Source organism: Nocardia sp. NPDC051030 (assembly GCF_040683015.1).
Taxonomy (GTDB): domain Bacteria; phylum Actinomycetota; class Actinomycetes; order Mycobacteriales; family Mycobacteriaceae; genus Nocardia.
In genome coordinates, this window is sequence record NZ_JBFBCD010000014.1 from 41,936 (window position 1) to 55,872 (window position 13,937).

Sequence of the window (13,937 nt, forward strand, 5' to 3'; positions counted from 1 at the left end):
ACAGACCAGATTTCGGGGTTGTTACGCGCCCCGCCGTTTCCCGAAGGCGGTTACCAGTCGTCGGGCTCGAACCAGTCCCGCGCCTCCCGCCGGAACAGCAGCACGATCACCGCCAGCGAACTGATCGGCCCCAATGGCCCCGGCGGATGCCCGTCGGTGATCGACGGCACCGTCCACAGCATGTTCAACGCGGCCAGCAGGATCGCCCCGATCCGCACGGATTGCCCCACCGACTGGAACGTCAAGGCCACCAGCCCCAGCATGAACGAGGGCAGGAGCGGCACCGCGGTCATGATCGCCGCCCGCCCGCCCAGCAGCCACCCGGACGACGCGGTACACAGCGCCCCCACCAGGGTCATCAACACAGCGATGAGCTGTGCCGCCCGCACCGCCCGCGGCATCCGATATGTGTCGTCGACGCCCGACCCCTGATCGGGCGGAATCCCAACGTCCGACATCCCTTGGACGGTACCAACCCCACCAGCCCCAGCCATGCCACCACGCCGCTCCCGCCCCACAGCCGACCGTCCGGCTTGCTTCGGTTACGGACGGACCGCGACGGATTCGAGTTCGCTTACTCGGACTGTGGGCATGAGGCGGTCGCGGAGGACGTGGTCTATTTCGCCTGCGACGGGGATGACCACGGCTGCGGCGGAAGTGGCGACGGCGTCCACGAGGAGGGTGGGCCAGTCGGGGTTCGGGTCGGCGGCGAGGGCGGCGACTATGGCTGCGACGGCGGCGTCACCGGCTCCGGTGGGGTTGCCCGCCAAGGGTTTGGGGAGGGCGGCGGACCAGGCGCGGGTGGGGGTCACGGCGACCATGCCCAAACCGCCTCGGGTGACCACGATCGCGCCGACGCCGGAGGTGAGGAGGGACTCCACGGCGGCCAGGATTTCGGGGATGGTGGTGGCGGGGCGGCCGGTGAGGCGTTCGAGTTCTTCGGTATTCGGGGTCAAGACGATGCCGGGGACGCGGGCGGCCAGTTCGAGGGAGGGGCCGTCGACATCGCAGACGGTGGGGATACCGGCCGCTATGGCGGTTTGCGCGAGTTCGGCGGGGAGGCCGGGGCAGACGCCCACGGGGAGTGATCCGGCGATGACCATGCCGTTCATATCGGAGAGCATGCCGCTGATCCGGACCCGCAGTTGATCGATGGCGTGCGGTTCGGAGATGCGCGGACCGGGTTCCCACAGCGCGGTGGCGGTGCCATCGTCGGATTCGCTGATCACCACCGTGCGCCGCACCCACGGCAGCGCGTGCACGAAGTCGACCGGCATCTCCAGTTCGGCGGCCGCCGCGAAGGCGTGATCGGAGAATCCGGTGGCGCGCGCGTATTTGCCCAGTTGGTTGAGGACCCGGGTGACATTGATGCCGCGCCCGCCGAGTCTCTGATCCACCGACCGCACCCGATGTTCCCGACCGCGCGCGAAATGCTCGACCCGATAGGTCATGTCGTAGGCGGGGTTCATGGTCACGGTGAGGATCACCAGTACCACTCTGCACGCCGCAGCCCCGGATGCAACCCCTCTATGGCTGGAACGGCAGCGAAAAAGGCAGGAGAGGCAGGGTTTTCGCGGCTGAGTCTACGCAAGAATGGCGCGCGCCGCTCAGCCCGCGAGCACCCGCAGATGGTGTTCGACGTCGTGCTGGATGCCGGTGCGCCCGGGACCCAGATACTTTCGCGGATCCGAGACGGCGGGTGCGTCGGCGAGCGCCGCGCGCACGGCCTCGGTGAGCGCGATATTGAGCCTGGTCCCGATATTGATCTTCACCATGCCGTGCCGGACCGCCGACCGCAACCCGGCATCGGGAACCCCCGAGGAACCGTGCAATACCAGCGGCACCGGCAGTTTCGCCGCCAGCCGGGCGATCAGCTCATTGTCGAGCGCGGCCGCCCGGACCCGCATGGCATGCGAGGAGCCCACGGCCACGGCCAGCGCGTTCACCCCCGTGGCGGCCACGAACTCCGCCGCCTCCTCGGGATCGGTGCGCGCCCCCGGGGCGTGTGCGCCATCCTTGCCGCCGACCTCACCGAGCTCGGCCTCCACGAACACGTTCCGGGCCTGACACCAGCGGGCGATCTCGGCGGTGGCGGCCACATTGTCCGCATAGTCGAGCACCGACCCGTCGTACATCACGGAGGTGATGCCGAGTTCGACTGCCTCCCTGATCAATCCGGCATCCGTCGCATGATCCAGGTGCACCGCGAGCTCCGCCGAACTGTCCGCCGCGATCTGCAGGCAAGCCCGCGCGAGCGGCTTCAAACTCCCGTGATACTTCACCGTATTCTGCGAAATCTGTAGCACCGCAGGTCTTCGCGCCACTTCAGCGGCAGCCGCGATCGCTTCCGCGTGCTCCAGCGTGACAACATTGAACGCACCGAGCCCACCCGGCCGCGCCAGATCGATGAGCTCGGGAACAGAGGTCAGGGCCATGATTTCTCTCGAAGTTCCGGCGTGCCCACGACTTCCACCCGGACGATCCGAGCCAGTCGCGCACGCAATTGATGGTCGATCTCCCCCGCCACCGGCACCGCGACCGCTGCGGCGGAAGTGGCCACGGCGTCGGCGAGCAGACCCGGCCAATCCGGCTCCGGGGGCGCACCGAACGCAGGGGCGGCGACCCGGGTGCCGTCTGAGGCCCGGACCTGACCGGCCGCATCGGTCGCCTGGGTGGCAAGGCCGGAGATCACCGCGGCGGCCGCCGCATCACCCGCGCCGGTGGGGTTTCCGCTCACCGGTTCCGGGATTCGCGCGGACCAGGCCCCGACCGCGGTGACCGCCACCATGCCGTCCGCGCCCCGGGTGGCGATGACCGCGCGCACGCCGCTCTCGAGCAGCGGGCGTACCACCGCCACCACCTCTGCGGGCGTGTGGGCTTCGACCCCGGTGAGCGCTTGCAGCTCATCGGCATTCGGCATGACCACCACTCCCGGCACCCGCACCGCGTGCCGCAGCGCCTCCCCATCCACATCGCAGATGACCGGCACCCCGGCCGCCACCGCGAGCCGCGCGAGTTCGGCAGGCAATCCCGGGTCCACACCCCTCGGTAATGAACCCGAAATCACCACGCCCCGGGCCTGCGGCAAGAGCTCGCCGACCCGAGTCTCGAGCTGCCGCACCGCTGTCGGATCGGCCAGCATCGCCCCCGGTTCCCACAGCCCCGTGGTCGTACCGTCCGCCGCGCTGACCACGAGGGTCCGCCGCACCCAGGGCAGCGCGAGCACGAAGTCGACCGGCAAGTCCCGCCCGGCCTCGGCAGCGAACGCCGCATCAGCGAATCCCGTTGCCACGGACCGCGTTCCCAAGCTGTTCAAGACCCGGCAGACATTGACCGACTTACCGCCCGCCCGCTGCTCCACACTCGAAACCCGCTGTGTCACCCCGACTTCGAGCCGCTCGACCCGATAGGTCACGTCATAAGCAGGATTCGCCGTCACGGTGAGGATCACGACAGCCACCGCCCCCGATAAAGCACCCGCCGCAACCGCAAATCGTCATCGACCACAACCAGATCCGCGTATCCCCCCGCCCTCAAATCCCCGACATCCGCCAGCCCGGCGGCCACGGCAGGCGTCAATGTCGCGGCCCGCACCGCATCCGACAGCGCCACACCGCATTCCCGCACCGCCCAAGCCAGACATTGCAGCAAATGCGAAGTCCCCCCGGCAATCGATCCACTGGCCACCCGGGCAACTCCCGCACTGACAATCACGTCCTGCGGCCCGAGCCGATACCTCCCATCCGGCATCCCCGCCGCCTGCATGGCATCGGTAACCAGTGCGACCCGATCCTTCGCGCTGGCAAAAACCATTGCCCCGAAACCTGAGTCGGCATGCACCCCGTCCCCGATCAACTCCACCACCGCGTCCCCCCGAGCCGCCGCCGTCAATGCGGCCGCCACGGGCCCGGCCGACCGATGATGCAAAGGCGGCATCCCATTGGCCAAATGCGTCACCGACGTCGCAACCCCCTTCGGCCGCAGCGCTTCCCGAAACACCCCGAACTCGGCATCGGTGTGTCCGAGCGAAACCGTCACGCCCCGATCAGCCAGCAGCCCCGCCACCCCCGCGAACCCGGGCAGCTCCGGTGCCATCGTCATCACCCGCAGGTGACCGCCCGCACCATCGATCAATCTCACGGCGAGATCCCGATCAGGATTCATGAGGTACCGCGGATCCTGCGCCCCACACCGCGCACCGGACAGAAACGGCCCCTCGGCATGAATACCGCCGATCACCTTGTCGTCGGCCAACTCCCGCAAGGCCACCACCTGCGCGACCATGTCGCCGGGCGCGGCAGTGACAATCCCCGCCAGCACAGTCGTAGTCCCGACCGACCGATGGTATTCCGCCGCAGCAGCAGCCTCCCGTTGATCAACAGTGTCGAACCGATGCCCCGCCCCGCCGTGGCAATGAATGTCCACCAACCCAGGCAGCACCGTCCCCACCTGTGGTAACTCATTCGATCCCGGATGCACGGCAACCCATTCGGCAAGAGTCCGGACAGCCTGGACCCGGTCCCCCGCAACGGATATCACTCCATCGTCGAGGCAATGGGTAGCAGACACGATCCGTCCCCGGATGTGCAGCACGCCGCTCTCTCCCCGGCTGCCGCTCGATGACCCAGTGCTCATAGCCGACACCACACCCCGATCGATGCCGGATCGTGGAGGCGCGGCAGCAGGGGGTGCACGGTTCGGGTGGGTGAGGTGGGGATCATGTGAGGGCGCCGTGGCGGGCGAGGAGGGCTGCGCCGGTCAGGCCTGCGCGGGGGCCGAATTCGCCTATGACTACTTGTGGGACGGGGGCTACTCGTAGGCGGGCGGTCAGGGCTTGATGGAGGGCTTGGGGGAGGGCGGGGCCTGCGCCGGTCAGGCCGCCACCCAGGACTATGAGTTCGGGGCAGACGGCGTGGATCACTCCGGATAGGCCGTCGGCCAGGGCGTTCATCGCGTCTGCGACTACAGCTTGGGCGGCGGGGTCATGGTCGAGCCGGGCGAAGACTTCGGCGGCGCTGTCGCATTCGCGGCCGGTGGTGTGGGCGTAGGCGCGGGCTATGTTGGTGGCTGAGGCGACGGTTTCCACGCAGCCGGTGTTGCCGCAGGGGCAGGGGAGGCCGTTGTCGTGACGGACGGCTATGTGGCCGTATTCGCCTGCTTGACCTAATGCGCCGCGGACGAATCTGCCTGCTACGGAGAGGGTTCCGCTTATTCCGGTGCCGATGACTACTACGCACACGGTGTCGTGATCGCGGCCTGCGCCGAAGCGCCATTCGGCCCATCCGGCCACCGCGACGTCGTGGTCGATGAGAACCGGCATCTTCCAGCGGTCCGTGAATCGGGTGCCCACCTTGACGTTTCGCCAGCCGACATTGCTGCTGAAGACGGCGATCGAATTGGCAGTGTCCACGAGGCCGGGCAGAACGACGGCGGCGCGCTCGACCCGGGCCCGGTCGGTGGCGGGGAGTCGGTTGAGCATGGCCTCGCCGAGGTCCAGCATGGCGTCGAAGGCGGCCTCACCCTGAGGGGTGGCGACAGCCGTGGCGGCCAGCACTGTGCCTGCGGCATCGGTGATTTCGGCCTTGATGGTGGAGCCGCCGACATCCATGCCGAGTACCAGCGCGTCGTCGCCCAGGACAGCCGGTGGCCGCGGGTCGAATGGTGGTGTGTTCAAGGGCGGGCTCCGCTCAGGAATCGAGTACTACGGAGCGACTCAGGCTACGGGGATGATCCGGATCCAGGCCCAGATCGGCGGCGCGGAGTACGCAGAGTCGGTGTACGCGAACGAGTTCGGCCATGGGGTCGAGGGTGCGGTGCTCGAAGTGTGCGCCGGTGGCGGTTACCGCGGGAGCGAGGCTCGCGGGGACTTCGCCGAGGGCCCAGACGGCGCGGCCGGGGGCGGCGATGCTGATGGGGCCGTGGCGGTATTCGGTGGCCAGGTAGGACTCGGTCCAGGCTTGGCATGATTCGCGGAGTTTGAGGGCGGCCTCTTCGGCGAGGGCGGCGGCGAAACCCATTCCGACGAACGTGATCTGGTCGACGCCGCAGACCGCGGCCAGCGCGTCGGCGGGGTCTTCGGCGAGGACGGCGCGGGCTTGTTCGATCACGGGTGCGAGGTCTTCGCCCAGGTGGCTGCGGAGGATGGCCAAAGTGGTGGTGGCGAAGCGGGTTTGGACCACGGATTGTTCGTCCGCGTCGGCAATGAGCAGGGCGTCGCCGAGGTCGAGGACGGGTGTGCCGGGGCTGGAGGTGATTACGGTGCGCGGCGCTCCAGCGGGGAAGGCGCGCATGGCATCCAGCACCTCGGTGGTGGTGCCCGATCGGCAGATCACCAGGTAGCGGTCGTATTCGCGGGCGGGTGGCTGTCCGGCGGGCCAGGCGTCGGTGAGCCCTTGCCCGGCTTGTTCGCGCAGCGCCGCGTAGGCGCGGGCCATGAACAGTGAGGTGCCGCAGCCGATTACGGCCACGCGCTCACCGGAGGCGGGCAGTAATGCGTGATGCTCGGCGGCTAACGCCCCGGCCCGCGCCCAGTGATCCGGCTGGGAATCGATCTCGGCGGCCAGGTGAGTGACGGGGATTTGCGATGCGGAGGTCAGCACCAGTCCAGCGTGAACCCGGTGATCGTTCATGTCAAATTTACAGCCAAAGTAGTCAAACTCGATCATTCCGTGAGCTAAATTCGACAACGATCACCCGATCGCCTTCATCATCCGCGTTTTGATCAGGGTGTGCGCACCGAAAGGCTCTACTCGTGAAAAGTCATCTCCATCGCGCGCTTGCCGGAGCCGCGATGCTCACCGCGGCCGTGCTCGCCGCTTCCTCGTGCGGCTTCGGCTCCGACGACAAGTCCGACAATGACCCGAACTCCATCAAACTGCTGGTCCCCTCCTACAGCGATGGCGACCACGGCACGAAAGCCCAGTGGGATGGCATCATCGCCGCGTTCCACGAGAAGAACCCCGACGTGAAGGTGAGCCTCCAGATCGAGTCCTGGACCGCCATCAACGATGTGGTGCGCACCAAGTTGCAGTCGCAGTCCACCACCCCGGACATCCTGAACATCGACGCCTACTCCACCTTCGCCGGCGATAACCAGCTGTACCCGGCCAAGGACATCGTCTCCGACGCCACCCTCGCCGATATCCAGCCCAGCTTCGCCAAGAACGCCACCATGGACGGCACCCAGTGGGCGCTACCGCTTTTCGCCTCCACCCGCACGCTGTACTACAACACCGACCTGTTCCAGAAGGCCGGTATCACCACGCCTCCGGCCACCTGGTCCGACCTGACCGAGGCGGCCAAGAAGATCGAGGCCCTCGGCGGCGGTGTGGCCGGGTACGGCCTGCCGCTGGGAAGTGAAGAGGCGCAGGCCGAAACCTCGGTCTGGACCTTCGGCGCGGGCGGTACCTGGACCGACGGCACCAATCTCACCATCGACACCCCCGCCAATCTGGAGGGCGTGAAGGCGATGAAGGAAATCGCCGCCGCCGGTGTCACGCAGCCCAATCCGGGTGCGACGAACCGGCTCGACGTGATCAACTCCTTCATCCAGGGCAAGATCGGCATGATCGAGGGCCTGCCGCCCACCATCAGCCAGATCGCCGACAAGAACCCGAGCCTGAAGTACGCGACGGCCCCGACGCCCACCAAAACCGGTGCGCCGGTGACACTCGGCGTGGCCGACCATCTGATGGCGTTCAAGAAGGACGGCTCGAAGCAGGCCGCGATCAAGAAGTTCCTGGACTACTTCTATTCGGCCGCCGTCTACGTCAACTTCGTCAAGAACGAGCACTTCATTCCGGTCACCACCAGCGGTCTGGCCGCGACCGCCGATGATCCGGTGACCAAGACGTTCGCCGCCACCTTGCCGGTCGCGCAGTTCTACCCGTCCAACAATCCCAAGTGGGCGGCGGCGCAGGGCGTGATCAAGCAGCAGATGGGCACCATCACGCAGGGCTCCGACCCCGCGGATGTGCTGAAGAAGGTCCAGCAGGCGGCGAGTTGAGCAGGGGTAGAAGCCGATTCACGACGGGGCTGGCCGCCCTGCCGTGGATCGGCCCCGTGCTGGCGCTGATCGCGGGGCTCGTGCTGTTCCCGGCCGGCTACATGGTGTGGACCAGCACCCGGAACCTGTCCGCGTACGGCCAGGATCGGGGCGGGGCGGGGACGGGCAACTACCGCACGCTGTTCCGCATTCCGGAGCTGGGTTCGGTGCTGTGGCACACGGCGATCTGGGTGGTGGCGGTCGTGGCCATCACCCTGGTGTTGTCGGCCGGGCTGGCGCAGTTCCTGAACAAGGATTTCCCGGGCCGGACGGCGGTGCGGCTGGCGGTGCTGGTGCCGTGGGCGGCGTCGGTGGTGATGACCACGACGGTCTTCTACTACCTGCTGAATCCGGATTACGGCCTGGTCAATCGGTTCCTGGTCGATATCGGCCTGCTGGATCGCGGGTATGGGTTCACCCAGCGGCCGCTGCCGGCGTTCCTCGTCGCGATCGGGGTGGCGGTGTTCGTCTCCGTGCCGTTCACCACGTACACGATTCTGGCTGGGCTGCAAGCGATTCCGGGCGATATCGACGAGGCGGGCCGGGTGGACGGCGCGAACTCGTGGCAGCGTTATCGGTATCTCACGCTGCCGCAGCTGCGTCCGGCGATCGCGGTCGCGACCATCATCAACATCATCAATGTGTTCAATTCGCTGCCGATCCTGCAAGTGCTCACGGGCGGTATCGCGGGCTTCGATGCGGACACCACGACCACGCTGACCTTCAAGCTCATCCGGCAGAACCAGCAGATCGATACCGCGGCGGCGATGAGCGTGCTGAACTTCGCGCTCATCGTGGTGATCATCGCGATCTATGTGAAGGTGGTCCGCCCGACCAGTCAGGTGGAGTCATGACGGCACTCGACACGACGACGCCGTCGACGGAATCCACTGAGCCACGGCCGAAACAGAAACGCTGGGGGCTGACCGCGGTCGGTGTCCTGATCGCCGCGATCTTCCTGCTGCCGTATATCGCGATGGTGATCGGCTCGCTCAAGTCGCGCGCCGAGATCCTGCACATCCCGCCCACCTATCTGCCGAAACAGTGGCATCCGGACAACTACTCCACCATGTGGAACACCCCGGAGACGCCGCTGTCGTTCAATCTGGTGAGCACGATCGTCATCTCGTCGTGTGCGACGGTGCTGGTGCTGCTGGTGGCGATTCCGGCCGCGTATTACACCGCGCGCCGCCGGTTCCCGGGCCGGATGGCCTTCCTCGGCCTGGTGCTGATCACCCAGATGCTGCAACCGACGGTGCTGGTGACCGGCTTGATCCGGGAGTTCTTCACGCTCGGCATCAATGACACCTGGCTGGCCATGATCCTGGTCAACTCGGCGTTCAATCTGTCGTTCGCGGTGTGGATCCTGCACAGCTTCTTCGCCGGGGTTCCGGTGGAGATCGAGGAGGCCGCGCAGTTGGACGGTCTCAGCCGCTGGCAGATCCTGACCCGGGTGAGCCTGCCGCTGGTGTGGCCCGGCATTGTCACGGCAACCATTTTCACGGTGGTGAACTGCTGGAATGAGTTCGCCGCCAGCCTGGTGGTGCTGACCACGCCGGAGAACCAGCCGCTGTCGGTCGCGCTGACCAAGTTCATCGGTCAGTACGACACGGCTTGGCAATATGTATTCGCTATCTCTACGGTCGGTGTCGTGCCCGTAGTCATCCTCTTCGCGCTGATCGAGAAGCGCCTCGTCGCAGGTCTCACCGCCGGAAGCGTGAAATGACCGCAGCGGCGGATCGACCGCAGCGCTGGAACCGGCTGCTGGAACTGCTCGCCGATACCGGGCGGCTGTCGGTGGAGGAGGCGTCCGAAGTGCTGGGCGTCTCCCCCGCCACCGTCCGCCGCGACTTCACGGCCTTGGCCGAGCAGCAGCTGGCGACCCGCACGCACGGCGGCATCGTGGCCTCTTCGGTGGCCTACGAGTTGCCCGCCCGCTACCGCCACGGCGATGAGGCCAAGCAGCGGATCGCCGAACACGCTGCCGCGCTGATCGATCCGGATGCCGTGGTCGGGCTCAATGGCGGCACCACCACGACGGCGGTGGCGCGGGCGCTGGCCGGGCGCATGGATCTGTCGCCTACCGGTGACGCGCGGCTGACCATTGTCACCAATGCGCTCAATATCGCGGCGGAGATGGTGTTGCGACCGCATTTGCGGACCATCTGCCTGGGTGGGATGGCCCGGCGCGAGTCCTACGAACTGCATGGCCCCTTGGCCGAGCGGTCCCTCGCCGAATTGCGGCTGGCCACGGTGATTCTCGGGGTGAACGCCCTCTCGGTGGAGGGCGGCGCGCAGTGCACGCACCTCGACGAGGCGGGCGTGAACGCCGAAATGGTGCGGCGCGCGGATCTGGTCATAGTGGTGGCGACGTCGGAGAAATTGCGGCGCAGCGCGCTGGCGCGGATCTGCCCGATCGAGCAGGTGCAGGTGCTGGTGACCGATGTGGACGCCGATCCGGATGCGGTGGCGGAGATTCGCGCCGCGGGCATTCGCGTGGATCTGGTCTAAGAATTCTTGCGAATCCCGCCTTCGGGCGGGGTTTCTTCACATTCAGGTGCGGTGATCGTTAATGATTGATTTCCGCGTAGACAGAGCATAAACAAGCATCTACTCTACGAGACAACCGATTTCAGAGGATGTCTCATGCTTGAACTCCCTGCGCCCGATCTCCTCGGCACACTCCTCGGATACCTGTTCATGTCACCGATGTCCCTCGCCCACAATCTGGGCGTGGTGCTGGGAGTCCTCCTGTGAGGCGGCGCGGGACCGCCCGAATCCTCGGTGCGCTGGCCGCGACCGGCCTGGTCGCGGCGGGCAGCGCGCTCTGCCTCCCGCCCGCGGCGGCCGTGCCCATCCCCGGCGGCCAGGCCACCACCATGTTCATTCCGGGCGCGGGCGGAATCCGGCTCAATGCGGTGATTACCGCACCGGCAGACATTGCCACGCATAGGAATCCGCTGGTCCTGCAACCATCCGGCTGGGGCATGCCCGCCGTCGGCAGCATCGGGTCTGCCTACAAGCTGTCCTCGGGCGAGAATTTCATCTCCATCGAATACACGGCGCGGGGCATGTACCTGTCCGAGGGCGAGGTGGATCTGCTCGGGCCCAATGACGCCGCGGACGCCTCGGCCGTGATCGATTGGGCCATCGCCAATCTGAATGTCGATCCCGAACGCATCGCCATTGCGGGCGGCTCGTACGGCGCGGGGATGTCACTGCTGGCGGCGGCCAATGATCCGCGGATCAAGGCCATTGTCGCCGATTCGCCGCCCGCCGATCTGGCCGATGCGCTGGCACCCAATGGCACTCCCAAGACCGGTGGCCCCGTGGCACTCGCGGTGTCCGGGGTCGCGACCAATCGCTTCAATCCGGATATGGTCGCGCGCGGCCTGCGACTGGCCTTCGATAATGACGGCGCGGCCTTCCGCGGCCTGCCCAATGAGACCCTGCTGGCCGATGCGATTCCGAAGCTCAATGCCTATGGCACCGCGGTGTTCCTGGCCCACGACTGGCAGGACAGCCTGCTACCGTCCGGGCCGGTCTTCACCCAATTCGACCAGCTGACCGGCCCCAGAATGCTGTTCATGCAGCCCGGCGATCACTCCACCGGCGGGGGCGCCGGGCAGGTCGCGGGATTGCCGAATCCGGTGTGGGACGCGGGGATTCGATGGCTCGACCACTACATCAACGGTGCCGATAATGGAATCGACCGGGAACCGGTGGTGAATATCGAACCCGCCGGGACCGGCCCGTACCGGCACTTCTCCTCGGTGGCCGAGGCGCTGTCCGAATACCGTTCGTTCCCGCTGTCCGCTCCGGCCGCCGGGGTGATGGGCACGGCTCCTGGCGAATCCTGGAGTCAGCCACTGCTTTCCGGCCCGGCCACGGCGGTGGCCGCGGTGCCCTATGTCAGCGGCGTGCTCGCTCAGCTGGGCTGGGCTCCGGCCATTCCGCTCGGCGGTGTCGACCGCAATCTCGCGGGAGTCTGGCGGAGCGAGCCGCTCGCGGGCGGCATCGTGAGTGGTGCGCCGCGCCTGAATCTCACTGTGACGCCGTCGAGCTCGGACCTCACCCTGATCGGCATCCTCTACGACGAGGGACCGGACGGCACCGGTAAGGAGATCACCTACTGGCCGCTCACCCGGCACGGGCTGCAGGCGGGCACGTCCACGGAGATGGATTGGGCACTCGCACCGTCGTATTGGGAGCTCACGCCGGGACATCGGCTGACATTGACCGTCACCTCCCAGGATCCGATCCCCTTCACCAGTTCGACGCCGCTGGGCAGTGTCGTCACCTTCGCTGCCCCGTCGACCGTGGACATCCCGATCACCGCGTGGTGAACCGAATGCTGCGCGCGCTGGCGATCCCCCTGTTCGCACTGCTGGCGCTGCCCGCACCGGCGGTGGGCGCGGATCCGGTGGTTACGCTGCCCGTGACGGTCCCCGCCGTGCGCCAATGGGAGCCCGGCACAGGACATTTCATGCTTGGCGATACCGCGCGCATTTCGGCCACGGGGGCCGCCATACCGATCGCCGGACTCCTGGCCGGCGATCTGACTCGTGCCGGGCACCCCAGCGAAGTGGTGTCCGGCACGGTCGCTCCCGGCGATGTGGTGATCCGCATCGATGAATCGGCGCCACCGCAGGCCGAGTCCTATCGCATCGACATCGGCGACACGGTGACCGTCTCGGCCCGCTCCGAACAAGGCGCGATCCATGCGACGCAGACCTTGCTGCAATGGTTTTCGCAGGCGACGGTGCTGCCCGCCGGGAGTGTGACGGACTGGCCGGATTACGCCGAGCGCGGCCTCCTGCTGGATGTCGGGCGTGAATTCATGACCGTTCCGTGGATCGAGCAGCGCATTCGCGAGATGGCCTACTACCGGATGAACCTGCTGCACCTGCATCTCTCGGACCACTATGGCTTCCGGCTCGAGAGCAGCAGCCACCCGGAGATCACCTCGCCGGAGCACTACAGCAAGGCCGATATCGCCAAGATCGTCTCCTATGCGGGCAGATACGGCATCGAAGTCGTTCCGGAGATCGGGTTTCCGGGCCATATGAACGCCATCCTCGCGGCGTATCCCGAACTGATCTTGCATCCGGCCAGCACCGGCCCGGTCGATGCGATCACCGACACTCTGCTGGCGGGTAATGCGGAGGGCCGCATCGACTTGACGAATCCCCGTGCGCGCCAATTGATCGAGGATCTGCTGCGCGAGTTCGTGCCCCTGTTCCCCGGCCGCTATTTCCATATCGGCGGCGACGAGTACGTCAGCGACTACAGCCGCTATCCGCAGCTCGGGGAGTACGCGCACACCGCGTTCGGCTTGGATGCCGTGCCGCAGGATGCGGTGGCGGATCTCGTGAACCTGGCCAATGGCATCGTCCGTTCCTATGGCAAGACCGCACGCATCTGGAATGACGGAATCCCGTACGGCACGACCATTCCCGTGGATCGCTCGCTCATTGTCGAGCATTGGACCAGCGGTGGCTTGCTTCCCTGGATCGGCACCGAGAACGGGCCTGAACAGCTGGCCGATCAGGGCTTCACCCTCGCCAATGCGTCCTTCACCCCGACCTATTACGCCACCGGCGGCTACGCCAACCCGTTGAACGCCCCGCCGGAACTCCTGTATGCCTGGGACCCCGGGCTTTTCGTGAACGGCACCCGCCTGCGTGCCGATCAGTCCGCTCGCCTGCTCGGCTCGAAGCTCTCCGTTTGGTGCGATGACCCCAATGCCATGACCGAGGCGCAGATGATCGCGCCGATCCGCGCGCGGCTGCCGATCATGGCGCAGCAACTATGGTCCGGCACTCGCGCATTCGGCTATCCGGAGTTCACGGACCGGGTGCGAGCGACCGGTCTACCCGCAGGTTGACGCGAA

General features: G+C 66.9%; 13 protein-coding genes. 6 read left to right on the forward strand and 7 right to left on the reverse strand.

The annotated features are described in order from the left end of the window. Positions 1-50: 50 nt before the first annotated feature. The 7 genes from AB0N05_RS37165 to AB0N05_RS37195 form a co-directional block, all read right to left on the reverse strand. On the reverse strand, positions 51-458 hold the full coding sequence (locus tag AB0N05_RS37165) for a hypothetical protein (RefSeq protein ID WP_364703374.1): 408 nt from the start codon (positions 456-458) through the stop codon (positions 51-53). Positions 459-542: 84 nt separating this feature from the next. Continuing rightward, on the reverse strand, positions 543-1,487 hold the full coding sequence (locus AB0N05_RS37170; RefSeq protein WP_364703377.1) for a hexose kinase: 945 nt from the start codon (positions 1,485-1,487) through the stop codon (positions 543-545). A 120-nt stretch (positions 1,488-1,607) separates the two neighbouring features. Next, positions 1,608-2,435 (reverse strand): class II fructose-bisphosphate aldolase, encoded by an 828-nt coding sequence (locus AB0N05_RS37175; protein WP_364703380.1) that lies wholly within the window; start codon positions 2,433-2,435, stop codon positions 1,608-1,610. After that, complete coding sequence (locus AB0N05_RS37180; RefSeq protein ID WP_364703382.1) at positions 2,426-3,451, reverse strand: hexose kinase; 1,026 nt, start codon at positions 3,449-3,451, stop codon at positions 2,426-2,428. Before AB0N05_RS37180 ends, AB0N05_RS37175 begins: the two co-directional genes overlap by 10 nt. Next, positions 3,448-4,440 (reverse strand): amidohydrolase family protein, encoded by a 993-nt coding sequence (locus AB0N05_RS37185; protein WP_364703385.1) that lies wholly within the window; start codon positions 4,438-4,440, stop codon positions 3,448-3,450. Before AB0N05_RS37185 ends, AB0N05_RS37180 begins: the two co-directional genes overlap by 4 nt. Before the next feature lie 277 nt (positions 4,441-4,717). Next, complete coding sequence (locus AB0N05_RS37190; protein ID WP_364703388.1) at positions 4,718-5,674, reverse strand: ROK family protein; 957 nt, start codon at positions 5,672-5,674, stop codon at positions 4,718-4,720. Positions 5,675-5,687: 13 nt separating this feature from the next. After that, positions 5,688-6,599, reverse strand: coding sequence for a sugar isomerase (locus AB0N05_RS37195; RefSeq protein WP_364703390.1), 912 nt, complete (start codon positions 6,597-6,599; stop codon positions 5,688-5,690). A gap of 152 nt (positions 6,600-6,751) precedes the next feature. Here AB0N05_RS37195 and AB0N05_RS37200 point away from each other — a divergent pair, with 152 nt between their 5' ends. The 6 genes from AB0N05_RS37200 (at position 6,752) to AB0N05_RS37225 (ending at position 13,931) form a co-directional block, all read left to right on the forward strand. Continuing rightward, positions 6,752-8,005, forward strand: a complete 1,254-nt coding sequence (locus tag AB0N05_RS37200; protein WP_364703393.1) for an extracellular solute-binding protein — start codon at positions 6,752-6,754, stop codon at positions 8,003-8,005. Then, entirely contained in the window at positions 8,002-8,898 is an 897-nt protein-coding gene (locus AB0N05_RS37205) for a sugar ABC transporter permease (RefSeq protein WP_364703395.1), read from the forward strand. The genes AB0N05_RS37200 and AB0N05_RS37205 overlap by 4 nt, the downstream gene beginning before the upstream one ends. Then, positions 8,895-9,770 carry a carbohydrate ABC transporter permease gene (locus AB0N05_RS37210; protein WP_364703398.1) on the forward strand — a complete coding sequence of 292 codons (876 nt, stop codon included), beginning with the start codon at positions 8,895-8,897 and terminating at the stop codon, positions 9,768-9,770. Before AB0N05_RS37205 ends, AB0N05_RS37210 begins: the two co-directional genes overlap by 4 nt. Continuing rightward, entirely contained in the window at positions 9,767-10,555 is a 789-nt protein-coding gene (locus AB0N05_RS37215; protein WP_364703400.1) for a DeoR/GlpR family DNA-binding transcription regulator, read from the forward strand. Before AB0N05_RS37210 ends, AB0N05_RS37215 begins: the two co-directional genes overlap by 4 nt. Before the next feature lie 242 nt (positions 10,556-10,797). Beyond that, positions 10,798-12,390 carry a CocE/NonD family hydrolase gene (locus AB0N05_RS37220; protein ID WP_364703403.1) on the forward strand — a complete coding sequence of 531 codons (1,593 nt, stop codon included), beginning with the start codon at positions 10,798-10,800 and terminating at the stop codon, positions 12,388-12,390. A 5-nt stretch (positions 12,391-12,395) separates the two neighbouring features. Next, positions 12,396-13,931: a family 20 glycosylhydrolase gene (locus AB0N05_RS37225; protein WP_364703406.1), complete on the forward strand. Its 1,536-nt coding sequence runs from the start codon at positions 12,396-12,398 to the stop codon at positions 13,929-13,931. The last annotated feature ends 6 nt before the right edge of the window (positions 13,932-13,937 follow it).